This window comes from Streptomyces sp. NPDC058864 (assembly GCF_042742985.1).
Lineage (GTDB): Bacteria > Actinomycetota > Actinomycetes > Streptomycetales > Streptomycetaceae > Actinacidiphila.
In genome coordinates this window covers 110,221-132,928 of record NZ_JBHYMQ010000019.1, presented here as the reverse complement: position 1 = coordinate 132,928, position 22,708 = coordinate 110,221, and the positions used below count along the sequence as shown (strand labels likewise).

At 73.0% G+C, this 22,708-nt stretch carries 19 protein-coding genes; 6 read left to right on the top strand and 13 right to left on the bottom strand.

Annotated elements, in window-relative coordinates; genetic code table 11:
- Positions 1–52: 52 nt before the first annotated feature.
- The 5 genes from ACFW3D_RS17635 to ACFW3D_RS17615 form a co-directional block, all read right to left on the bottom strand.
- Positions 53–1,618 carry an RNA polymerase sigma factor gene (locus ACFW3D_RS17635; protein ID WP_500505045.1) on the bottom strand — a complete coding sequence of 522 codons (1,566 nt, stop codon included), beginning with the start codon at positions 1,616–1,618 and terminating at the stop codon, positions 53–55.
- Positions 1,619–1,941: 323 nt separating this feature from the next.
- Positions 1,942–2,850 (bottom strand): FadR/GntR family transcriptional regulator, encoded by a 909-nt coding sequence (locus ACFW3D_RS17630; RefSeq protein WP_500505044.1) that lies wholly within the window; start codon positions 2,848–2,850, stop codon positions 1,942–1,944.
- Positions 2,851–2,942: 92 nt separating this feature from the next.
- Positions 2,943–4,571, bottom strand: a complete 1,629-nt coding sequence (locus ACFW3D_RS17625) for an ATP-binding cassette domain-containing protein (RefSeq protein WP_500505043.1) — start codon at positions 4,569–4,571, stop codon at positions 2,943–2,945.
- Positions 4,572–4,600: 29 nt separating this feature from the next.
- Positions 4,601–5,329, bottom strand: coding sequence for an NUDIX hydrolase (locus tag ACFW3D_RS17620; RefSeq protein ID WP_500505042.1), 729 nt, complete (start codon positions 5,327–5,329; stop codon positions 4,601–4,603).
- A 108-nt stretch (positions 5,330–5,437) separates the two neighbouring features.
- Positions 5,438–7,417, bottom strand: coding sequence for a glycogen debranching N-terminal domain-containing protein (locus ACFW3D_RS17615; protein WP_500505040.1), 1,980 nt, complete (start codon positions 7,415–7,417; stop codon positions 5,438–5,440).
- A 132-nt stretch (positions 7,418–7,549) separates the two neighbouring features.
- On the opposite strand from ACFW3D_RS17615, the gene ACFW3D_RS17610 reads away from it, so the two are divergent.
- Positions 7,550–8,860: an alpha/beta fold hydrolase gene (locus ACFW3D_RS17610; protein WP_500505039.1), complete on the top strand. Its 1,311-nt coding sequence runs from the start codon at positions 7,550–7,552 to the stop codon at positions 8,858–8,860.
- Here the strand turns inward: ACFW3D_RS17610 and ACFW3D_RS17605 are convergent.
- The gene (locus ACFW3D_RS17605; RefSeq protein WP_500505038.1) at positions 8,772–10,013 is read right to left on the bottom strand and encodes a DUF4192 domain-containing protein; all 1,242 of its coding nucleotides are present in this window, start codon (positions 10,011–10,013) and stop codon (positions 8,772–8,774) included. The two genes, ACFW3D_RS17610 and ACFW3D_RS17605, sit on opposite strands and share 89 nt — an antisense overlap.
- Before the next feature lie 154 nt (positions 10,014–10,167).
- On the opposite strand from ACFW3D_RS17605, the gene ACFW3D_RS17600 reads away from it, so the two are divergent.
- Both ACFW3D_RS17600 and ACFW3D_RS17595 read left to right on the top strand, forming a co-directional pair.
- The gene (locus ACFW3D_RS17600) at positions 10,168–12,327 is read left to right on the top strand and encodes a RecQ family ATP-dependent DNA helicase (RefSeq protein WP_500505037.1); all 2,160 of its coding nucleotides are present in this window, start codon (positions 10,168–10,170) and stop codon (positions 12,325–12,327) included.
- 197 nt (positions 12,328–12,524) lie between these two features.
- Positions 12,525–13,124, top strand: coding sequence for a hypothetical protein (locus tag ACFW3D_RS17595; RefSeq protein WP_500505036.1), 600 nt, complete (start codon positions 12,525–12,527; stop codon positions 13,122–13,124).
- Here ACFW3D_RS17595 and ACFW3D_RS17590 read toward each other — a convergent pair whose 3' ends face one another.
- The 3 genes from ACFW3D_RS17590 to ACFW3D_RS17580 all read right to left on the bottom strand — a co-directional run bounded on the left by ACFW3D_RS17590 (position 13,125) and on the right by ACFW3D_RS17580 (position 15,279).
- On the bottom strand, positions 13,125–13,778 hold the full coding sequence (locus ACFW3D_RS17590) for a hypothetical protein (protein WP_500505035.1): 654 nt from the start codon (positions 13,776–13,778) through the stop codon (positions 13,125–13,127).
- A 59-nt stretch (positions 13,779–13,837) separates the two neighbouring features.
- Positions 13,838–14,533: a ribonuclease HII gene (rnhB, locus tag ACFW3D_RS17585; protein WP_500505034.1), complete on the bottom strand. Its 696-nt coding sequence runs from the start codon at positions 14,531–14,533 to the stop codon at positions 13,838–13,840.
- Positions 14,534–14,685: 152 nt separating this feature from the next.
- The gene (locus ACFW3D_RS17580) at positions 14,686–15,279 is read right to left on the bottom strand and encodes a TetR/AcrR family transcriptional regulator (RefSeq protein WP_500505032.1); all 594 of its coding nucleotides are present in this window, start codon (positions 15,277–15,279) and stop codon (positions 14,686–14,688) included.
- 110 nt (positions 15,280–15,389) lie between these two features.
- Here ACFW3D_RS17580 and ACFW3D_RS17575 point away from each other — a divergent pair, with 110 nt between their 5' ends.
- A complete protein-coding gene (locus tag ACFW3D_RS17575; RefSeq protein WP_500505031.1) occupies positions 15,390–16,937 on the top strand; it encodes an MFS transporter in 1,548 nt (515 codons plus the stop codon).
- Positions 16,938–16,995: 58 nt separating this feature from the next.
- Here ACFW3D_RS17575 and ACFW3D_RS17570 read toward each other — a convergent pair whose 3' ends face one another.
- The 3 genes from ACFW3D_RS17570 to ACFW3D_RS17560 form a co-directional block, all read right to left on the bottom strand.
- On the bottom strand, positions 16,996–18,642 hold the full coding sequence (locus ACFW3D_RS17570) for a DUF4153 domain-containing protein (RefSeq protein ID WP_500505030.1): 1,647 nt from the start codon (positions 18,640–18,642) through the stop codon (positions 16,996–16,998).
- A 255-nt stretch (positions 18,643–18,897) separates the two neighbouring features.
- Positions 18,898–19,800, bottom strand: a complete 903-nt coding sequence (locus ACFW3D_RS17565) for an ADP-ribosylglycohydrolase family protein (RefSeq protein WP_500505029.1) — start codon at positions 19,798–19,800, stop codon at positions 18,898–18,900.
- Between the two features lie 55 nt (positions 19,801–19,855).
- Positions 19,856–20,521, bottom strand: a complete 666-nt coding sequence (locus ACFW3D_RS17560; protein WP_500505028.1) for a phosphoglycerate mutase family protein — start codon at positions 20,519–20,521, stop codon at positions 19,856–19,858.
- 151 nt (positions 20,522–20,672) lie between these two features.
- Between ACFW3D_RS17560 and ACFW3D_RS17555 the strand changes: the two genes are divergently transcribed.
- On the top strand, positions 20,673–21,464 hold the full coding sequence (locus ACFW3D_RS17555) for a VOC family protein (RefSeq protein ID WP_500505027.1): 792 nt from the start codon (positions 20,673–20,675) through the stop codon (positions 21,462–21,464).
- Between the two features lie 70 nt (positions 21,465–21,534).
- Here the strand turns inward: ACFW3D_RS17555 and ACFW3D_RS17550 are convergent, their stop codons facing one another.
- Complete coding sequence (locus tag ACFW3D_RS17550; protein ID WP_500505026.1) at positions 21,535–22,143, bottom strand: YdbC family protein; 609 nt, start codon at positions 22,141–22,143, stop codon at positions 21,535–21,537.
- An 84-nt stretch (positions 22,144–22,227) separates the two neighbouring features.
- On the opposite strand from ACFW3D_RS17550, the gene ACFW3D_RS17545 reads away from it, so the two are divergent.
- Entirely contained in the window at positions 22,228–22,695 is a 468-nt protein-coding gene (locus ACFW3D_RS17545; RefSeq protein WP_500505025.1) for a VOC family protein, read from the top strand.
- Positions 22,696–22,708 lie beyond the last annotated feature (13 nt).

The following is a 22,708-nucleotide window of genomic DNA, read 5'->3' as shown; positions in this document are numbered from 1 at the left end:
GGGGCCCGCGCCGGCCGTGGCGCCCGCGGGCCCGTCGGGGCGTCCTGCCCGATCAGTCCAGGTAGTCGCGCAGCACCTGGGAACGCGACGGGTGCCGCAGCTTGGACATGGTCTTGGACTCGATCTGGCGGATGCGCTCACGGGTGACCCCGTACACCTTGCCGATCTCGTCCAGCGTCTTCGGCTGGCCGTCGGTGAGGCCGAAGCGCATGGAGACCACGCCCGCCTCGCGCTCACTGAGCGTGTCGAGCACCGAGTGCAGCTGCTCCTGCAGCAGCGTGAAGCTGACCGCGTCGGCCGGCACGACCGCCTCGGAGTCCTCGATGAGGTCACCGAACTCGCTGTCGCCGTCCTCGCCGAGCGGGGTGTGCAGCGAGATGGGCTCGCGGCCGTACTTCTGGACCTCGATGACCTTCTCGGGGGTCATGTCGAGTTCCTTGGCCAGCTCCTCCGGGGTGGGCTCGCGGCCCAGGTCCTGGAGCATCTGGCGCTGGACGCGGGCCAGCTTGTTGATGACCTCGACCATGTGCACCGGGATGCGGATGGTGCGGGCCTGGTCGGCCATCGCGCGGGTGATCGCCTGGCGGATCCACCAGGTCGCGTACGTCGAGAACTTGAAGCCCTTGGTGTAGTCGAACTTCTCGACGGCACGGATCAGACCGAGGTTGCCCTCCTGGATCAGGTCCAGGAAGAGCATGCCGCGGCCGGTGTAGCGCTTGGCCAGCGAGACCACCAGACGGAGGTTGGCCTCCAGGAGGTGGTTCTTGGCCCAGCGGCCGTCCTCGGCGATGATCTCCAGCTCGCGCTTGAGCTTGGGGGCGAGCTTGTCGGCCTGGGCCAGCTTGTCCTCGGCGAACAGACCGGCCTCGATGCGCTTGGCGAGCTCCACCTCCTGCTCTGCGTTGAGCAGCGGGACCTTGCCGATCTGCTTGAGGTAGTCCTTCACCGGGTCGGCGGTGGCGCCGGCCGCGGCGACCTGCTGAGCGGGCGCGTCGTCCTCGTCCTCGTCGGACAGCACAAAGCTCTCCGCCTCGGTCTCGGCGGCGGGGCCGTCCTCGTCCTTGCCGGGGGCGACGTCCTCGAGGAGCTCCTCGCCCTCGGCGAGTTCGTCGTCCTTCTTGGCCTTGGTGGCGGTGGTCTTCTTGGCGGCGGTCTTCTTGGCGGTCGCGGTGGTCTTCTTCGCCGCAGTCTTCTTGGCGACGGCCTTCTTCGCGGGTGCCACGGCCTCGTCCTCCGCCTCCCCCACGGGCTCCGCCACGGTGGGGGCGGGGGCCGCGGTGGCCTTGGCGGCGACGGTCTTCTTGACCGGGGCGGCCTTGGTGGCGACGGTCTTGGTGGCAGTACGCTTCGCCGGGCTCTTGGCTGCGACGCTCTTACGGGTGCGCTTGGGCGCCTCGGCGGCACTCACCATCAGCGTCACACCCTCCTCGTCGAGGACCTGGTTGAGGCTGCGCAGAACGTTCTTCCACTGGGTTGCCGGGATCTGGTCCGCTTCGAAGGCTCGGCGCACGTCGTCGCCGGCGATCTGACCCTGAGCCTTACCCCGCTCGATGAGCGCCATCAGAGACTCGGACTCGGCGATCTCCGGCGGGAGCGTACGGGATGTGCTGGCCGACACGAACAACCTCTCGGAACGATGGAAAACGACTACGGTGGGAACCGCGCTGCAACTCAGCGTCATGTTCGTCGCGGATATTCCTCGCACGGCCGCCACCTCTAAGCTCATCGCGCTGCCGCCGAGAGCGTTACGCCCGGCCCTACGTGGTCCGAGTCACACCCCGGATCGGCGCCAAAGCGTCGATAGCAGGACACTTCCCGTGCACGCCCCGACCATGCCCGGTCGGACAGGGGTGCCAAACACGGCGGACGGCTCCGCCGCCGGGCCCGGAGGGCGTGGGCCGGCGGCGGAAGTCGGTGCCGTCTCGTGCTGTGCGGGGCCGGTCAGTGCTCGCGGGGGGCGGGCACGACGTGGTCCGCCGGACCGCCGGGGCCCGCGTCGGGGTGGACGGCGAGCAGCTGGCGCATCGCGGTCTCCGCCTCGGCACCGTCGGAGGCGGCCAGCGCCTCGACGACCCGCGTGTGCAGGGCCACCGAGTGTTCACCGGGGCGCTCGCAGCCGGTGACGGGGCCGCCGGAGACCTGCAGGGCGGAGGTGACGATGCCGGACAGGTGCTCCAGCATCCGGTTGCCCGCGACCTGCAGCAGCAGGCCGTGGAACTCGGCGTCCGCCCGGGAGAAGGTGAGGCCGTCACCCTGTCCCACCGCGTGGGCCATGATGTCGGTCATGTCCATGAGCCGCTGCTGGACGTCCTCGCGGCCGTGACCCGCCGCGAGGCGGGCGGCCAGGGGCTCGATCGTCCAGCGCAGTTCGAACAGCTCGCGACGCTGGTCGTCGCGCTGCGGACCGAAGGCCCGCCATTCGATGATGTCGGGGTCGAGCAGGTTCCAGTCGCTGACCGGGCGGACCCGGGTGCCGACGTTGGGCCGGGCGCTGACGAGGCCCTTGGCCTCCAGCACCCGCAGCGACTCTCGGACGACGGTGCGGGAGACCTCGAATCGCTGGCCGATCTCCTCGGGGACGAGCGGGCGGTCGGCGCCGAGATCGCCGGAGACGATCATCTGGCCGAGTTGCTGGACGAGTTGGCCGTGCAGCCCGCGGCCACGGCTCCCGGCGGCGCGACGGCCGACCCGGCCCATGTCGGCGTCGCCGCCGTCCCAGGACGGTACGCCGCCCGGGCGGTCGAGGCCGGCGGGGGTGTCGGCGTACGGATAGCGGTCGGTGTCCCCGCCGCCGAGACTCGGGTCGGCGGGGCGGGCCGCGGTCATCATGGTGTGCGCAAGGGTACTCACGCATCATTTGTCGGCGATGGCGCGGGAGGCCTTGAGGGCTTTCCTGAAAAGCACACGAAAGGGTGAGCACTCATCACCTGATAATTGACGCTTTATCGGAAGGAAATGGGGTTTCTCCGGCGCAAGACCGTTGCCACATAGGCACACAAGAGAGCGAAGAGCGACAAAACGAAGGAATAGCGGACCGGTTGGGTCGCCAGGCGGGCCACGTCGATCGCCGGGGCGGACGCCGCCCGCCGCACCACCGGGGCCACCAGCAGCGGAACCGCCAGGACACCGGCCATCCCGAGCGCCGTGGTGCGGAACACCCCGGCCGCGAGCACCCCGGCCCAGCAGCAGACGAGCGCGAGGGCCGCCGAGGCCGCCGTGGTGGAGGCCAGCGCGAACGGCGCGGGCGGAGCGCCCGCCCCCGGCTCGAGACGCATCACGACGAGGCCGAGGGCGGCTCCCAGGAGGGCCACCAGCACCGTCGCGGACCCGTTGACGACGAGTTTGACCAGCAGCAGCCGGAGTTGACGGGGTACGGGCGCGTGCGCGGGGGCCAGCGCGGGGTAGCGGAACTCCTGGCCGTAGGCGAGCGCGCCAAGGAGCCCGCCGCCCAACGCGGTGGGTGGCAGGGGCAGGGAGTGCGACCAGCCGGTCAGCAGGCGCAGGGAGAAGGTGTGGTGCCCCGTGCGCAGCAGCGCCAGGGTCGCCAGGCCCGAGACCAGGACGGAGGCCAGCGCGATCAGCCAGGGGCCGCGGACGCCCGTCAGGCGGCGCAGTTCGTAGCGCACGGGCCGGGCGGGACCGGCGGGCGGCACGGCGGCACGGGCGACCGCCAGGGGCGCGGCGGGCCGGGCGGCTTGGGGAGCCTCGGGAACGCCGGTGTCGGCGACCTCGTCCGCGAGGCGGTGCAGGAGGATCCCGTTCCGGAAGGCGGCTTCACCGACCTGGGCGGTGGTCCGGCCGTGCACGCGGATGCGGCTGCCGCTCTCGTGGGTGATCTCGGTCCCGTCGCCGGTCAGCAGCAGACCCAGGCGTTCGGCCTGCGGCGACTGGACGGCCACGTACGGGCGCAGCCGCCGGCGGCCGAACTCGTGGGCGGACTGGTCGGCGACGAGCCGGCCCTTGTCCACGGTGACGACGCGATCGCCGAGCCGGCCTGCCGCCTTGGGGTCGGTGGAGGTGACCACGACGGCGCCGCCGCGCGCCGCGTACGCCTTGAGCAGACCGTACAACCAGGCGGTGTCGTGCGGGGAGAGCCCTTGGGCGGGGTCGTCCAGGACCAGCGCGGGCGGGTCGCCGAGCAGGGCCGCGGCAACGCCCAGGCGCCGGTCCATGCCGAGGGAGAAGGTCGACAGACGGCGTCCGGCCGTCTCGCGCAGGCCCACGATCTCCAGGACCTGGTCGGCGCGTTCGGCCGGGGCCCCGGCCGCGGCGGCGAGCATGCGCAGGTGGCCGCGCGCGGTCCGGGAGGGGTGACCGGGGACGTCGCCGAGGAGCACGCCCACCGCGTTCGCCGGATGGGTGTGGCGGTGCAGGGGGCGCCCGCCGAACAGCGTGATGCCGCGGCCCGGTTCGAGTTCCAGCATCAGCCGCAGGACGGTGGACTTGCCTGCGCCGCTGTCGCCGAGCAGGACGGTGATCTCGCCGGGGCGGGCGTCGAAGGTGAGGTCGTCGACGGCAGGGGGCTCGTCGCCCCGGGACGCACTGGTCAATCCGATGGCCTGGATCACCATTGCACCATAACGCGCAAATGGCCCGGAATTTACACCTCTGGTCGCAACATGGGTGGATTCAGGATGGTTGCACCGCCCGCACGGAACAGCTGTGCGGGACGGCCGCCCTGACGGGTCGTCGTGCCGCCGGTGGGGACGAGGAAGCCGACCGTCCCCGTCACCTTGCGGTGGAAGTTGCGCGGGTCGAGGGCGACGCCCCACACCGCCTCGTAGACCCGGCGCAGCTCGCCGACGGTGAACTCGGGCGGGCAGAAGGCGGTGGCCAGCGCCGAGTACTCGAGTTTGGAACGGGCGCGCTCCACGCCGTCGGCCAGGATGCGCGTGTGGTCGAAGGCGAGGGCGCCCTCCTCGCCGTTGCGCAGCAACTCCTCGACCGGGGCCCAGCGGGCGCTGCGGGCGTCGCCCCCGGCACGGGGCGCGGGCAGGTCCGGGGCGAGCACGAGGTGGGCGACGCTCACCACGCGCATGCGCGGGTCGCGCTTGGGGTCGCCGTAGGTGGCCAGCTGCTCGAGGTGGACCCCGCTGCCCGCGCGCAGCCCGGTCTCCTCCTCCAGTTCGCGGGCGGCCGCCCCGGAGAGGTCCTCGTCGCCGCGTACGAAGCCGCCGGGCAGCGCCCACCGGCCCTGGTAGGGCGGTTCACCGCGGCGGACCGCGAGGGCGCACAGGGCGTGGCTGCGCACTGTGAGCACGACGAGATCGACAGTGACGGCGAAGGGCGGGAAAGCTGACGGGTCGTAGGGCGCCATGCCCGCGATCATAGTCGTCTGCCTGACGATAAACAGCAGGTTGACGGGATGACGCGACTCGGTCTCGGCCTGTTGTTCGACGTCAGGGCGGCGGCCCGGCGCCTGCCGGCGCCCGGGGATTCAGGCACCGAGCTGGAGTCCGGGAGCCGCCTCCTCGATCACGGCCGTGCCGGACGGGCCGATCCGCAGCGCGAAGGGCTCCTCGGCCACCCGCAGCCCGGCGAGGGCGAGGTCGCCGAGCGGGGCAGCGGCCGGCGGCCGTACGACCACCATGCGTTCGGGGGCATCGGGGCGGATGCCGGCGAGGGCCATCAGCATGTGGACGGCGCCCGCGGCGGCCACCGCGGCGGGCCGCGAGGCCGTCGGGTGCGGGGCGGGACGGCGGGAGTCGTCCCGCTGTTCCCCCGCGTACATCTCGGGCAGCCGGTGCCCGAACGCACCGGCCGCGTCCAGCACGCCCAGCAGCAGCGCCGCGGCCTCGCGCTCGTGGCCGGCCGCCGACAGCCCGGCGACCGCGACGGCCGTCTCGTGGACCCGTACCGCTCCGCCGCGGTGGCCGAAGGGGTTGTAACCGGGGGCCTTGGCGGACAGGGTCCGCAGCCCCCATCCCGAGTCGAGCTCCGGTGCCGCGAGGAGGCGGGCGAGCTGTTCCGTCTGCACCTTGTCCAGCAGGCCGGGGGCGAGTTCGCAGCCGCCCAGCAGACCGGTGTCGAGCAGGTGGGCGGCGGCCGAACCCAGGTGGGGCACGGGTCTTCCGTCCGGGGTGAGCGCGGCGGCCGGGCTCCCGCCGGCGGGGTCGTCCAGCCAGAAGTCCTCCCGGAACCTGCGGCGCAGTGCCTCGGCCCGCTCCCGCCACTCCTCCGCGCCCGGGCGTCCGTGGGCCTGCAGCAGGTCGGCGCCGTGCAGCATGGCCCGGTGGGCGTGGGCCTGCACGTCACAGCGCAGGGGGCCGCCCGGCACGGGGTCGGGGACGTATCCCCCCTCGCCCGCGACGGACCGCAGCCACCACAGGCTGCGCTCGACGGCCGGCAGCAGTTGTTCGGTCTCCCGCTCCGGGAGTCCCCACCGGCGTGCCTCGGCGAGCAGCGTGACGAAGAGCAGCCCGGCCTCCACTCCGGAGCAGGTGGGCGGCAGATGCGGCCCGGCATGGCGCAGTGGGCCCGGCAGCCCGCCGGTCTCCGGGTCCTGACGGCGGGCGAACGCCCGCAGGGTGCCGGCCGCCAGGCGGGTGCCCAGCGGCAGCAGCATGCGGGCCGCCCACAGGGCGTCGGCCGGGGCGGGCCCGAGCCGCCACGGGGCGCCGGCCGCCACATGGACGTCCAAGGGGTGCCCGGAGTCGCGCAGCAGCAGCGCCCGCAGGTCGTCGAGGGCCGCGCGCAGCAGCATGTCCGCCCGGCCGTCGCCGCCGCGGATCTCCGGGGCCGACCAGGGCACGGGGACCGCCGGCGCGGATCCGCCGTTCACACCGGCCACGGCCGGCTCAAGTGTCGCGCGCAGTTCGATCGTGCGGGACGCCCCGGCCGGCAGCGCCAACTCCCAGCACAGCAGCCCGGCGGAGGCCATGGCGCTCTCGGGCGCCGGCACGGCGGTGACCCGGGCCCGCAGGCCTTCCGCCGACCACTGCAGCCCCCCGTCGCACACGCTGGGCTGCAGCTCCGGCCCGGAGGATCCGGCCGCGATGGCCGCCAGTTCGGCGAGGTCGGTCGCCAGGGCCACCTCGAACGGGATGCGCAGGGCGCGCGATCCGGTGTTGTGGACGGTGACGCGCTCGGTGCCCCCGGCCGTCCGGAGCCTTTCGACTGTGAGGGCCGGGTCGGGCGCCGTGTCACCGGGAACGCGGGCGACGGAGGTGAACCGCGCCCGCCCGGCCGTGACGAGCCCGCCCTGCACGGGGACCGGGGGCACCCCCGCGACCCGCAGCTCGCAGCGGGCCAGTACCCGGCGGCCGCCCTGGTAGAAGCCGCCGAGGCCGCTTCCGTCCAGTTGTCCGTGCTCCGGTGAGACCGCGAGGGCCGGGGCCGCGACGCACATCACGGCGTCGTGCACCGGCTGCGGCCCCCGGTCCTGCCGGGGCGGCCGGTTGACCGGCTGCGGGCTCATGCCACCTCCACGTCGGATCGGTCGCTCGGGCGCTGCCGCCACTACCCACGAGAACGGCCGTGTGGGCACTCGGGTCACGCGCCGTCTACCGTTCCTGATCGGGAAGCCGTCCGTATCACCGGAAAGAGAGCCATGGCCGTCTACCGCCAGCCGGGAACCGTCATCACCGACCACACCTTCCAGGTGCCGCTCGACCACGCGGACCCGGGCGGTGAACGGATCGAGGTGTACGCACGGGAGGTCGTGGCAGCCGGGAAGGAACGAGATCCGCTGCCCTGGCTGCTGTTCCTCCAGGGCGGGCCGGGCGGCCGGTCGCCGCGGCCACTGGGCCGCGACGGCTGGCTCACCCGCGCCCTGGACGACTACCGGGTTCTGCTGCTCGACCAGCGGGGCACCGGCCGTTCCACCCCGGCGAACCGGCAGACCCTGCCGCTGCGCGGGGACGCCTCGGCACAGGCCCGCTACCTGGAGCACTTCCGGGCCGACTCGATCGTCCGCGACTGCGAGTTCATCCGCCGGGAGTTGCTCGGTGAGGACGGCCGGTGGAGCCTGCTCGGCCAGAGCTACGGCGGGTTCTGCACGCTCACCTACCTGTCCTTCGCCCCCGAGGGCATCCGCGAGGCGTTCGTGACCGGCGGCCTCGCCGGCCTGCGCAGCACGGCCGAGGACGTCTACCGGGCCGCCTATCCCCGTGTGGAGCGGAAGAACGCCGCGCACTACGCGCGTTACCCGGAGGACGTCGAGACGGTCCGCTCGGTCGTACGGCACCTGCGCGAGCGCGAGGTCAGGCTCCCGGACGGCGGTCTGCTGACCGCGGAGGCCTTCCAGGCCACCGGGATGCTGCTCGGCACGGGCACCGGCTCGCACACCCTGCACTACCTGCTCGAGGACGCCTTCGTGACCGGGGGGTCCGGCCTGCAGCTCTCGGACTCCTTCCTCGCCGAGGTCCAGGGCCATCTGTCGTTCGCGGGCAATCCGCTCTACGCCGTGATCCACGAGTCGATCTACGGCCAGCGTTCGGTCTCGCCGAGGGCTATCGGCTGGGCGGCCGAGTCGGTCCGGGCCGAGTTCCCGCAGTTCGATGTCGACAAGCCGCTGGCGGACGACGCGCCGGTGCTTCTCACCGGCGAGATGATCTACCCCTGGATGTTCGCCACCGACCCCGCGCTGACGCCGCTGCGCGAGACGGCTCACCACCTGGCGCAGCACGAGGAGTGGCCCGACCTGTACGACCCGGACCGGCTGGCGCGCAACGAGGTGCCGGTGGCGGCGGCCGTCTACCACGACGACATGTACGTGGACACGGCCGACTCGCTCGCCACCGCGCGCTCCGTCCGCGGCCTGCGCACCTGGGTCACCGACGAGTACGAGCACGACGGGCTCCGGGTGAGCGGCGGCCTGGTCCTCGACCGGCTGATCCGGCTGGTCCGCGGCGAGCTGTGAGCAGCGCTGCCCGGCGGGCCCGGGCGATGCTCTGCCGACGCAGGTAGCGGCGCAGCGGCTCCGGCGAGAGGCCGTTGTTGACGGCGGCGTGGAGCAGCCGGGCGAAGGTGTAGTCCGGGGCGAGGTTCAGGGCGCGGCCGAAGGCCACGCGGGCCGTCGCCTCGTCCCCGGCGGACCACGCCACCCAGCCGGCGAGGGTCAGGGGCGCGGCGGCGTGCTCGTGGTACGGCTCGACGCAGCGCCGGGCGAGGGCCCGCCACAGGCGCACCGCCGGGTCGGTGTGCGGCGGGTCCATCCACTCGGCTGCCTCGTCGCGGGTGGCGCGGTCCTGCAGCCCGAGGATCATCGAGGCGGCCTCGTCGTCGTCCAGCAGCGCGTCGTCGTCGCTGTCGGCCTCCGGCCCGTCCCCCACGGGTGTGGTGGCCCGGAAACGCTCGAGCGCCTCCCGCAGCAGGCGCAGAGTGGTGCGCCGTACCTCGTCGGAGTCGTCCCTCTCCAGCATGCGCGGGACGAGGGCGGCGGCCGCCGCGTCCAGGGCGTCGGCACGGGCCGCGGACGCCGGTGCGCCGGGCGGCGGCGGGGTGAGGCGCTCCTCCATCTCCTTGAGGGAGCCGTTGATGCGCAGGCCCGCGTAAGCGGCCGCCGCGGCCATCACGGAATCGCCGGAGTGCGTGATCCCGATGCCCTCGCGCGGGAACCGCTCCGAATCCGGGCAGCAGTAGGACCACCAGCGGCCGGAGGAGACGCACAGCGCCTCGACCACGGGGACGTCGAGGGTGCCGCAGGCGACCCGCAGCCGCTGCGCCAGCGGGCGCAGCCGTTCCATGACCTGGTGGGGGTCCTCGCCGGGAGCGGGTTCCTGGACGAGGAAGAGCACGATCGCGTCCGGCCGTGCGCCGCGCTGCTCGCTGCCGTTCACCAGGCACTCCGCCAACTGCTGGGCGGCGCCGGGCCACTCGACGGCGTCCCGGGGGATGCCGAGCCGGGCCCTGCCGCCGAAGCGGCCGCGCTCGCCGTGCAGGGCGATCATCAGAATGCTGTCGTCGGGGTGGAAACCGCACAGGTAGGGAAGCGCCGCGGCGAGTTCGGCCGGGCTGCGCAGCGTGACCTTCGGGTCGTCCGAGGGACGGGGGGATTCGGTGTGCTGAGTCATGATCCGAAGGTCCCGTACGCCGCCGATCTCCGCCAGACCCCTCCAAAACCTGTGGATAACTCACGCATATCATCACAATTATCGGAGGCGAGTTGTCCACAGGTCGCTTCCGCGCGGTTGGCGCGGTGTCGGTCCCATCGGGTTGCATGGGGGCATGACCACCGCACTGCGCACCGCCGCCGACACGATCCTCAGCCGGCTCGTCGGGGACCCGACGGGCACCGCCCGCCTGCGCGAGGACCAGTGGCTCGCCGTCGAGGCGCTGGTCGCGCACGGCCGCCGGGCCCTGGTGGTGCAGCGCACGGGCTGGGGCAAGTCGGCGGTGTACTTCGTGGCCACCGCGCTGCTGCGCGAGCGGGGCAGCGGTCCCACGGTGATCGTCTCCCCGCTGCTGGCGCTGATGCGGAACCAGATCGACGCCGCCGACCGCGCCGGCATCCGCGCCCGCACGATCAACTCGGCCAACCCCGAGGAATGGGACACGGTGCAGGCCGAGGTCGCCTCGGGGGAGGTCGACGTCCTGCTGGTGAGCCCGGAACGGCTCAACAACCCCGACTTCCGGGACCAGGTCCTGCCCAAGCTGGCCTCCACCACGGGGTTGCTCGTGGTCGACGAGGCCCACTGCATCTCCGACTGGGGCCACGACTTCCGGCCCGACTACCGCCGGTTGCGGACGATGCTCGCCGACCTCACACCGGGTGTGCCGGTGCTGGCCACGACCGCCACCGCCAACGCGCGCGTGACGGCCGACGTCGCCGAGCAGTTGGGGACCGGCGACCACGAGGGCGCCCTGGTGCTGCGCGGGCCGCTGGAGCGCGAGAGCCTGTCGCTCGGAGTGCTGCGCATGCCCGACGCCGCGCACCGGCTCGCCTGGCTCGCCGACCACATCGGCGACCTCCCGGGCTCCGGCATCGTCTACACCCTGACGGTGGCGGCCGCGGAGGAGGTCACCGCATTCCTCCGGCAGCGCGGTCACCGGGTCGCCGCCTACTCGGGGCGCACCGAGGACGCCGACCGCCGGGCCGCCGAGGCCGCGCTGCTGAACAACGAGGTCAAGGCGCTGGTCGCCACCTCGGCGCTGGGCATGGGCTTCGACAAGCCGGACCTGGGCTTCGTGGTGCACCTGGGCTCCCCCTCCTCCCCCATCGCCTACTACCAGCAGGTGGGCCGCGCCGGACGCGGTGTCGACCACGCGGAGGTGCTGCTGCTCCCGGGGCCCGAGGACGAGGCGATCTGGCGCTACTTCGCCTCGCTCGCCTTCCCCCGTGAGGAACAGGTACGGCGCACCCTGGAGACCCTGGCCGCCGCCGAGGGGCCGATGTCCGTCCCCGCACTCGAGACCCGGGTGGACCTGCGTCGCAACCGGCTGGAGACCATGCTGAAGGTGCTCGACGTGGACGGCGCCGTGCACAGGGTGCGCGGCGGCTGGACTGCGACGGGCCGGCCCTGGGCGTACGACACCGAGCGGTACGCGTGGGTCGACCGGCAGCGCAAGGCCGAGCAGCAGGCGATGCGGGACTACGCCACGACCTCGATGTGCCGCATGGAGTACCTGCGCCGTCAGCTCGACGACGAGGAGGCCGCTCCCTGCGGGCGCTGCGACAACTGCGCCGGGCCCCGGTTCGCCGCGGAGGTCTCCCGCGAGGCCCTGGAGGCGGCGCGGGCCGCCCTCGGGCGCCCCGGGGTGGAGGTCGAGCCCCGCCGGATGTGGCCGACCGGCCTGCCCGCGATCGGCATCGACCTGAAGGGGAAGATCCCGGCGGGCGAACAGGCCGCCACCGGCCGGGCCCTGGGGCGGCTGTCCGACATCGGCTGGGGCAACCGCCTGCGCCCGCTGTTCGCCGAGAACGCGAAGGACGGGCCCGTTCCGGACGACGTGGCGCAGGCCGTGGTGCAGGTGCTGGCGGACTGGGCGAAGGGCCCGGGCGGCTGGGCGAGCGGTGAACCCGACGCCCCGCAGCGACCCGTCGGCGTCGTCACCGTCGCCTCGCACACCCGGCCGCAGCTCATCGCCTCGCTCGGCGCGCGCATCGCCGAGATCGGCCGCATGCCGCTTCTCGGCGAGGTGGCGCACAGCGGTGAGCTGGAGCCCTCCCGGGTGCCGCGCAGCAACAGCGCACAGCGACTGCGGGCGCTGCACGGGGCGTTCGCCCTTCCGCCCGCCCTCTCCGACGCGCTTGCCGCGGCCGCGGGCCCGGTCCTGCTGGTCGACGACTTCACCGAAACGGGGTGGACCGTGGCCGTCGCCGCACGGCTGTTGCGCCGAGCCGGAGTTACGGCGGTGTTTCCGCTGGTCCTGGCCCTGCAGGGCTGACCGGTAGTCACCATGTGAGACAGAGAAGGGATCTAAGCGGCGGAGGGTCAGATAACAGACAGGTCGACAAAATGACCGTTGCCGCCCGCGTGTGCGACAGGAACAATTGAGTTTGGATCCCCGCATCGGCTCTTGGAGCCCCACGACCGGCATGCCCGCGCACGCCCGGTCGCGGACGCATACCCGAAGGGAGGACCGTGGCCATCGGCTTCGCTCCGGAAACCGCTTCCGTGAATTCCTCCCGCCGTGCCGGACGCCATCGCACCCTCGAGCCCGCCGAATGGACCGCCGCGGACATCCCCCTGCTGATCAATCCGCGCGAGGTGGTCACCGACCTCCACACACGGCATCTCCCGGCGCCGGGCACCGCCGTGGTCGCCGTCTACTCCCCCGACGAACGGCTGACGGCCAGCGCGTCCTTCGCGCAGCGCCCCCACGTCACCGACGGCTGGGAGCGGCGCAACGCGATCCTCGTCCACCTGCGCCGGATCACCGCGGACGACCTGCGGCGGCGCAGGCCGGTGCGCACCGCGGTCCTGCTCGTCTGCCGCGACGGCGGAGCAGGCTGGACCGAGGTGGACGGTGCCTGGATGTGGGGGCTGCGCGACGCCTGCTCGCTGTACGGGCTGCGCCCCGGCTCGTACATCACCGTGACCGACGACGGCTGGCGGGTCCAGGGCGAGGACCGTACCGGACGGACCCCGAACGCGGCCTCCTGGTCGGCGGCCACGAGCCGCGGCGCAGCGAGCCTGCGTCCCAGCGGGACGCCGCCCCTGCGCCGCGCGGCGGCGCGCTGATCAGACGTTGACGCCGAGCAGCGCGTTGATCCGCCCGGGGTCGCCGCAGACGACCAGCAGCATTCCGGCCCGCGCCATCGCGGAGGGCAGGACATGCGCCACGGTCTCGTCGGAGCCGCCGTTGACGGCCACGACCACGACGGGCCGGCCCTTGGCGCGCTCGGCGTCGTGGGCGGCGTAGAACACGTCGTCGCCGGCGTCGTGCTGGGCCCAGTAGGACGCCTCGCCGAAGCTCAGCTCGTGGGCCGCCCAGGGGTGCTCCTCACCGGTGGTGAGCACCAGCACCTCACCCGGAGCGCGCCCGCTGTCCAGCAGCAGGTCGACGGCCTCGTCGGCGGCGTCGAGGGCGCCTTCCACCGAAGCGGGGATGAGCTGGATCTGCGCCGACGGGTCGGCGGAGACGGAGGCGACGGCCTCGGAGTCCCTCGGCGAGCGCTGCTGCGGGGGTACGACGGACCCGCGGGCCGGACCGGGACGGCCGGGCCGGGCGTTCGCCGCCGGGGCGCCACGCGGCGGCGCGGGACGCGGAGGCGCGGGACGGGGGCCGGAGCCCGGTACGGGGCGGGGGGTCGGCGCGGGCCGGCCGGCGGCCGGGGCTACGCGGGGACCCGGGACACTCTCGTGAATCTGAGGCTCCTCGGGGGTGAGAGGCATGTGCTGATGTCTATCAAATGCACCGGAACAACGCAGCGGCGGGTAGGTCACAACTCGGCTCAGAAGTCGAACCCGAGTTGCTCACCCGTATCCCCCGCCTCCACGGTCTCCCGGACCTTCTTCAAATGCTGCCAACGCGGCAGGGTATCGAGGTATGCCCAGGACAGCCGGTGGAGGGGGGTGGGCCCCAGCTCCTCCAGTGCCGCCCGGTGCACCGGCGAAGGGTACCCGGCATTGGCCTCGAAACCGAACGGAGCATAGTCGACGCCCAGTTCCGCCATCATCGCGTCCCGCCGCACCTTGGCGATCACGGACGCGGCCGCCACGGCCACGCACGAACGGTCGCCCTTGATGACCGTGCGCACACGCCAGGGGCCACCGAGGTAGTCGTGCTTCCCGTCGAGTATCACCGCGTCCGGCCGCACCGGCAGGGCGTCCAGGGCGCGCGTGGCGGCGAGCCGCAGCGCGGCGGTCATCCCCACCTCGTCGATCTCCTCCGGAGAGGCATGGCCGAGCGCGAAGGAGTTCACCCATCCGGTGAGCACACCCGCGAGTTCGGTACGCCGCCTGACGGTGAGCAGCTTGGAGTCGGTGAGGCCGTCGGGAGCCCGTCGCAGCCCGGTGACGGCGGCGCACACCGTGACGGGCCCGGCCCAGGCGCCCCGTCCGACCTCGTCGACGCCCGCGACGACCTTGACGCCGAGGGTCGCGCGCAGCGAGCGCTCGACGGTGTGCGTGGGGGGTTCGTGGACCATGGCAAGGCTTAGCCTACGCTCTCGTGTTGGGCCGCCCCGGAGCAGGTCCGCACAGCGCGTGCGGGAGTCGCGCCGGGGCCGTGCAAGGGGGTCGCGCAAGGGGTCGTGCCGGGGCCGCGTCCACAGGGCACCCGCGCCGCCCGGCGACCCCGTCAGGGGCGCAGCAGGGGCAGCATCACCTGGTCGACGACCTCGATCAGGTCCTCCTCGGTGATCTCCCGGCCGCCGATCTTCGACCGGTACATCATCAGCGCGGGCACGACGTCGGCGACGATGTCGCCGGTGGCGTCGGGCCGCACCTCCCCGCGCTCGATGCCGCGCCGGACCACGTCCAGGATGCGCTGCTTGGTGGGTTCGACGACCCCCTCCATGATCAGCCGCACGAAGCAGTGGGCCGCCTCCTGGTCGCACTCGTCGATCACCGAGCGCAGCGCGAGCCCACCGCGCGAGTACATCGCCTCGCGCATCCGCAGCACGAGGAAGACCAGGTCCTCCCGCAGGCCGCCTAGGTCCGGGACGTCCGGCACCTCGGGGAAGGCCGTCTGCAGGGCGTCCGCGACGAGCGCCTGCTTGGACGGCCAGCGGCGGTAGACGGCCGCCTTTCCGGTCTGGGCGCCGGCGGCGACGCCCTCCATGGTCAGCCCTCGCCAGCCCACCGTGCTCAGCTGCTCCAGGGCGGCCCCGAGGATCGCCCGCTCCAGAACGGGCCCGCGACGACGGGTCGCCGCTCCCTGCGACATGGCCATGCCACCTTCTCATTCACTCTCTAGTGAACGCTTGCGTTCACTACAACCATCACCCTAGTGTCGTAAACAGTGAACGCGACCGTTCACTAAGTCACCGACTGGGGGACCTCGTGACGACTGGGCAACTCACCTCACCACGAAAGCCCGGAGCCGCGCGACGTGACGGCAGGCCGGGCATCGCACTCGCGGTGATCGCGGCCTGCCAGCTCATGGTCGTGCTGGACGCCACCATTGTGAACATCGCGCTCCCGCACATCCAGGACGCGCTCTCCTTCTCCACCACCGACCTGTCCTGGGTGCTCAACGCCTACACGCTCACCTTCGGCGGCCTGCTGCTGCTCGGCGGGCGCGCGGGCGACATCCTGGGACGGCGCAGGGTGTTCGTCTTCGGCATCCTGCTGTTCTCCCTCGCCTCCCTCCTCGGAGGCTTCGCCCAGGAGCCGTGGCAATTGCTCGCCGCGCGCTCCCTGCAGGGAGTCGGCGGCGCGATAGCCTCGCCGACCTCGCTCGCGCTGATCACCACCAACTTCCCCGAGGGCCCGGAACGCAACCGGGCCTTCGGAGTGTTCGCCGCGGTCTCCGCGGGCGGCGGCGCCGTGGGCCTGCTGGCGGGCGGCATGCTCACCGACTGGCTCGACTGGCGCTGGGTGTTCTTCGTCAACGTGCCGATCGGCCTGCTGATCGCCTTCCTGGCCCCGCGCTTCATCGGCGAGTCCCAGCGGCACCCGGGGCGGTTCGACGTCGCCGGAGCGGTGACCTCCACGCTCGGCATGGCCTCTCTCGTCTACGGCTTCATCCGCGCCGCCCACTCGGGGTGGCAGGACGCCCTGACCCTGTCCTCGTTCGCCGCCGCGGTCGTGCTGCTCTGCGCCTTCGTGGTGATCGAGCGGCGCGCCCGGGAGCCGATCACCCCACTGCGGATGTTCGCCGACCGCAATCGCTCGGGCACCTACCTGATGATGCTGAGCCTGGCCGCGGCGATGTTCGGCATGTTCTTCTTCATCGTCATCTTCGTGCAGAACGTGCTCGGCTACAGCCCCATCGCGGCGGGCTTCGCCTTCCTGCCGGTCACCGCGGCGATCGTGACCGGGGCCGGGCTGTCGACCCGCTTCCTGCCGGTGCTGGGGCCGAAGCCGTTCCTCGTCGCCGGCTCGACGCTGACCGGTTCGGGGATGGCGTGGCTGACCCTGATCGACCCCGGCAGCAGCTACGTGGGCGGCGTCCTCGGCCCGATGCTGCTCTTCGGCTTCGGCATGGGCCTGAACTTCGTCACGCTGACCCTGACGGCCGTCTCCGGCGTCGCCCAGCACGAGGCGGGGGCCGCCTCCGGCCTGCTCAACGCGATGCAGCAGGTGGGCGGCTCCCTCGGGCTGTCCATCCTGGTGACGGTGTTCGGCACCGCGAGCCGCGACAAGGCCACCGGTCTCCTCCCGGACTTCCTCGCGCACGCCACACCCGAGCAGCAGGCCGTCTTCCGGCGGACGCACGAACTGCCGCCGCCGTGGGGCCACGAGGTGCTGGCACACGGCATCTCGACCGCCTTCTACGCGGCCGTGGGGCTGGTCGCACTCGCCCTGGTCACGGCGGTGTTCGTGATCCGGGTCCGCAGGAGCGACCTGGAGGCGCTCAGCGGCGGTGCGGGTATGCCCGGGGCCTGACGCCGCCGCCGCCGCCCGGCCCGAGGGGAGGCCGGGGCGGCGGCACACGACGCCCGTGTCACGGGTACGCGGGGTCGCGCCACTCGTCGTAGAAGCCCTGCAGCCCCGCCGCTTCGCACGGCCGGTCGCTCCGCGGCGGATTCCCGTCGAGCCGCGACCTCGCCCGGACCTCGCCCAGGCTGGTGGTGTACCAGGCCTCGGTGCCGTCCTCGTAGAGGTGCTCCACGATCTTCTCCAGGGCGCAGGAGCGCTGCGGCTCCGGCAGCCGGTCCAGCTCCGGGACGGCGTCCGCGGACAGGTTCCGCAGGTACGCCAGGTCGATCTTGCCGGTGTTCTGGAAACGGCTCACCTGCTGGTCGGCGATGAGCGCGTCGGGCGACACCAGCCCGAAGGCGAGGACGGACGCCGCGGCGCTCACCGCAACGGCGCGCGGCAGCCACCGCGCGCCGAACACCCCGGCCGCCATGACCAGGACGATCAGCAGACCGAGCCACAGCTCCACGCCCGCCACCGAGATCCGCAGCCGGGTCAGCCCGTACGCGTCGACGTACAGGTCCATGCGGCGCAGCGCGGAGGCGACCACGACCAGGGTCAGCACGCAGATCGTGCCGAGGACGGAACGCACGAGCACACGGTCGCGGTCGGTGCCGCGCGGCGCCCAGCGCTGGGCGAGGCCGATCACCACCACGGTGAGCAGGGTGACGACGAGCAGCTGCCAGAAGCCCTGCCGCGCGTACTCCGCGTAGGTCAGGCCGGTCTTGGCGAGCACCTTCTCGTAGCCGCCGAACAGCACCGCCAGCTGGACGGCGTTGAAGGCGGCGAACAGCGCGGCGAGGACGATCAGCGGCAGCGCCCACTCGGCGCGCCGGCGGGCGCGTCCCGGCTTCACCTCGATGCGGTCCCAGCGGCGCGGCGCCGCGGCGGTCCACGCGGCGCAGAGCGCGAACAGCGTGCCGACGACGAGGAGCAGGATGCGCAGCGGTGCGTCGGTGACCGTCACGTCGGGCGTGAGGTCGCCGAGCAGGTCGGCGAACGCCGCATCGGCCCCCGCGAAGAGCGCGCCGAAGACGACGAGCAGCACGACGGTCACGCCGGCGGTCTTCAGCATCGGCAGCAGCCGGCTCCGGTCGCGGCCGGCCCGCTCGCGCAGCCCGCGCAGGGCCCAGCCGATCGCGGGCACCGGAGCGAACCACAGCCCCGCGCCGCCGAGCAGCACGCCCGGCCAGCGCCGGCCGCCGTGCAGGGCCAGCGAGCCCAGGAAGGCGGCGGCGACGACGGCGAGGAACGACGGCCACCACGCGTCCCGCAGGGCCGGGATCAGCAGCAGCGTCAAGCCGGCCACGGCCCAGACCGCCGACCAGGGCCTGAGCCGCCGGCCGTGGTCGAGGGCGGCGACCGCGGCCGCGACCGCCGCGGGAACGGTGACCAGCAGCAGGTTGATCCCCAGGCCGCCGCGCAGCAGGGCGGCGGTCAGCACTCCGGTGAGCAGCGCCGTCCACAGCACGGCGGGGCGCACGGCGCGTGGGGCCCGCGGCCGGCTCGCGGTCACCCACTCCGGGGGCGGGGGCGGGGGCGGCGGCGTCCAGATGCGCGCGTGCGGCGGCGCCGGGTGGACGGGGGGACCGTGCTTGTGCGGCGGTGCCTGTGGATGTGCCTGTGCGGGCGCCTGCGCCGCCGGTGCGGCGTCGGACGGCGTGTCGGACATGAGAACCCCTCCCCGCCGGTCACACGGCGGCCGGGGGCTGCGCGCGGGACCGGTGCTCGACTGCGCGTCCGGCGAAGATCAGCCGGACGGCGTGGCCGACAGGCTAGGCGTGCCGACCGGCCGCGCGAACGTGGTGCGGGCCGCACGACCCAGTCTGTGACAGGCCCGTGACAATGCAGGGGGTTGGGAGCCGCGTGGGCGGGACCGGCCGAAGGCGGCCCGGTCGACGGGCGCGGCTCAATCGGTGGACGCGGCTCAGTCCGCGGGCAGCCACTGCGGCAGGGCCTCGCAGCGCTCCTGCCACGCGCGCGGAGGCTCGCCGCCGGGTCCGGCGGCGATGATCCCGCCGACGATGGCGCAGGTGGTGTCCACGTCGCCGCCGGCGCGCGCGGTGGTCCAGAAGGCGCCCTCGTAGTCTCCGAGGCCCCGTGCGGCGGACCACAGGGCGAAGGGGACGGTGTCGTGGGCGCTGGTGCGCCGGCCGTTGCCGAGCACGGCCGCGACGGTGGCGACGTCGTCGTAGTCGAGCATGTCGACGGCGCGGCGCAGTCCGGCGTGCACGGCGCTGCGCGGCAGCAGCGCCACGACGCGGGTGATGAGGTCCGCGGGGGCGCCGGGGCCGGCCGGGTCCGCGGCGAGCGCGGCGGCGGCCGCGACGGCCATCGCGCCGACGACGGCCTCGCGGTGCTGGTGGGTGGTGTACGCCGACAGTTCCGCCTGCTCGGCGGCCTTCTCCGGCTCTCCCGCGTACCAGGCGCCGAGAGGGGCCACGCGCATGGCGGCGCCGTTGCCCCAGGAACCCTGGCCGTTGAACATCTCGGCCGCGAGGGTGCGCCAGTCGGCGCCCTCCTGCCGGATCAGCCGCAGCATCCGGTTGACGCCGGGACCGTAGCCGCGGTCGAAGTCGTGGTGCGCCGCGAAGGAGGCGGCCAGGGCGTCCTGGTCGATCGCGCCGTGCGAGTCCAGGACCGCGAGGACCGAGCACGCCATCTCGGTGTCGTCCGTCCACTGCCAGGTCCCGGGCGGCAGCGTGCGGCCCTGCAGTGCCGGGTAGTGGGCCGGTACGAAGAACTGGGAGCCGAGGGCGTCGCCCAGGGCGAGACCGCGCAGGCTGGACAGTGCGCGGCGGCGTGGGAGGTCATGCGGGTCAGCGGTCATGGCGGGAGAACTCTGACATCCGGTGCCACCCGGGTCAATCGTCCTGTGCGCAATCTCACCCGTGATATCGCGCCAGGTCGGAGTCGGTGGTCCGCCAGCGGGAGAAGGGCCGGTCGAGCCGGTACCGGCCGTCGGGCTCGGCCAGCAGCGTCCGCGTCTCGCCGTTGTCGGGATTCGACAGGCACTCGAACTCGTCGACGGTCCAGTGGAACCACCGCATGCAGAACAGCCGCATGGTGAGCCCGTGGGTGACCAGCAGGACGTTGGGCGGGAACTCGGGCTTGTCGAAGGCGCGGTAGAGCGTCTCCAGGAAGGACCCGACACGGTCGTAGACGTCCGCCCCGGACTCGCCCTGGGCGAAGCGGTAGAAGAAGTGGCCGTAGGCGTCCCTGGCCTTGCGCTGCCGCTGCACGTCCTCGGCGTCCTGGTAGTTCCCCCAGTCCTGCTCGCGCAGCCGGGGCTCCTCCTTGGCCCGGGTACGGCACGGGTCGAGGCCGAGCAGGTGGAAGGTCTGATGCGTCCGGCGATATGGCGAGACGAAGGCCTGCACCCGCTCCTCGCCGAACAGCTCGCGCAGCTCCCGGCCGGCCGCGCGGGCCTGCTCCTCGCCCCTGGAGGTGAGGGTCAGCGCGTGGTCGGGCACCCGCTCGTAGATCGTGTCGTCGGCATTGCCCTGGGACTCTCCGTGCCTGATGAGCACTATGCGACGCGGTCGGGCCATGGCCTCACTGTAATTCGTGCGCGCGAGCAAGGTCGCGGCGGGCACCCGTTCCGTCCACAGGCCGGGCGGCCGCTCCCCCGATTGTCAGTGGCGTACCGCAGACTCAGCATGAAGAGGGGGGCGCCTTCGCGCGCCACGGTTGGAGGCCGCCATGAAGACCACGTCGTTCGTCCCCGGCACACCTTGCTGGACCGATCTGAGCAGTCCCGACATCGAGGCCTCCCGCGCGTTCTACGGGGGCCTGTTCGGCTGGGACTCCCAGGCGGGTCCTCCGGAGGCCGGCGGTTACACCTTCTTCAGCCTGCGCGGCGAGCATGTGGCGGCCGTCGGCCCCGTGATGGCGGAGGGCGACCGGCCACGCTGGATCACCTACATGGCCACGAGCGATGTGACCGACACCGCCAAGGCGGTCGAGGCGGCGGGCGGCTCGGTGAGCGTGCCGCCGATGGCGGTCTTCGACCAGGGCAGCTTCGCGCAGTTCACCGACCCGCACGGGGCGGAGTTCGCCGCGTGGCAGCCGGGCCGGTTCAGCGGCGCGGGCCTGCTCGACGAGCCGGGCACCCTGTGCTGGATCGAGCTCAACACCCGGGACGTGGACGGCTCGCGCGCCTTCTACCGCAACGTGTTCGGCTGGACGGGCGAGACCCATCCGTTCGGCGGGGACAGCTCGTACACCGAGCTCGAAGTGGAGGGCGCGGGACGGAAGTTCGGCGGCATCCTGCTGATGAACGACGCCTGGCCGCCGGAGATACCTCAGCACTGGATGCACTACTTCTCCGTCGCCGACACCGACGCGGCCGCCGCGCGGGCCACCGAGCTCGGGGGCAGCGTGTCCGTGCCGCCGTTCGACCTGGAGCACGTCGGACGGGTCGCCGTGCTCGACGACCCGCACGGGGCCTACTTCTCGGTGATCACCCGTCCCGCACAGGGCGGCAAGGGCTGAGGCGATAAAGGACTGAGGCGGGAAGGGCCGGGGCGGTCGGCAACGGGGCACGCCCCGTGCCGCCGTGCCGTCATATCGACCAGGACTGTTCCAGGTCGACGACGTCACCGGCGACGGTGAGCACGTCGGCGTCGAGGTCGGCCCGCTCCGACAGTCGCAGGATGGAACCGTCCCGGTACTTGGCGTGCTCGGAGGCCGAGTCCCACATGGACAGCACCAGGAAGTCGGACTCGGGTCCCTGTGCGAAGACCCCGCGCAGCATCCCCGGGGAGCCGGCCATGGCCGGGTTCCAGACCTTCTCCTGCATCAGCACGAAGTGCTCGACGCGGTCCGGACGCACCTTGCAGTGCGCCAGGCGCAGCAGGTCGCCGTCGGCGAAGCGGGGCCGGAAGCCGACCTTGACGTCCAGACGGTGCTCGAAGAGCTTGACCCCGAGGCTCTCGTAGGTACCGGCCTGGGCCGCCGCGAGGCGGTCGTGGGGGCCGGCCATGAAGGCGTCGTAGTAGTCGCGGTCCTCCCAGAACGCGAAGAGGTGCGCGACGCCCGGCTGGCTGCGGCTCCAGCCGCCGCCCTGCCCCCGGAACCCCGGCTCCCCCACGAGCCCGTTGGCCCATTTCCGCTGCCCACGCTCGAATCCGGCGCGATCGACGATTCCGCAGCGAATCCACTTCACCAGCACCGCGCCATCCTATGGCCCACCGGCGGGCCTTCCGCCCCATCGGAGGAGCAACTCCCCTGAAAGGGAGAGGAATACGATCACGACATGGACGCCCTGTACCCGCGTCTCCTCGTCGAGGACTTCGACACCGCCGCCCGTTTCCGGACCGCATCTCTGCGCGACCTGTTCGGCGCAGAGCCGGTCAAGGTGATCCCGCAGGCCGGATACGCCAACCCGGACCTGGGCGGCGAGGCCGCCCTCACGCACTTTCTCCCGCGCCGCTCTCGCCCGGGCCACCGGTACCGACGCCCTGCCCGCGCACACCCGGCGCAGGACGCGTCGATGCTCGTCCTGCGGGTCGATGACGTCGAGACGGCCGCGGGCAAGCCGACCGCGCACGGCGCGGCCGTCCTCACCGATCCCCAGGACCGGCCCGAATGGGGCCCGGGGCTGCGGACCGCGCATCTGCGCGCCCCGGACGGCAGCCTCGTGGAGCTGCAGTCGTACTGGCCGGACACCCAGGACCGAGAAGAAGGGCCGAAACAAATAGTCTTCAACAAAACCATCTGCTAGCGTCTTACCTGAG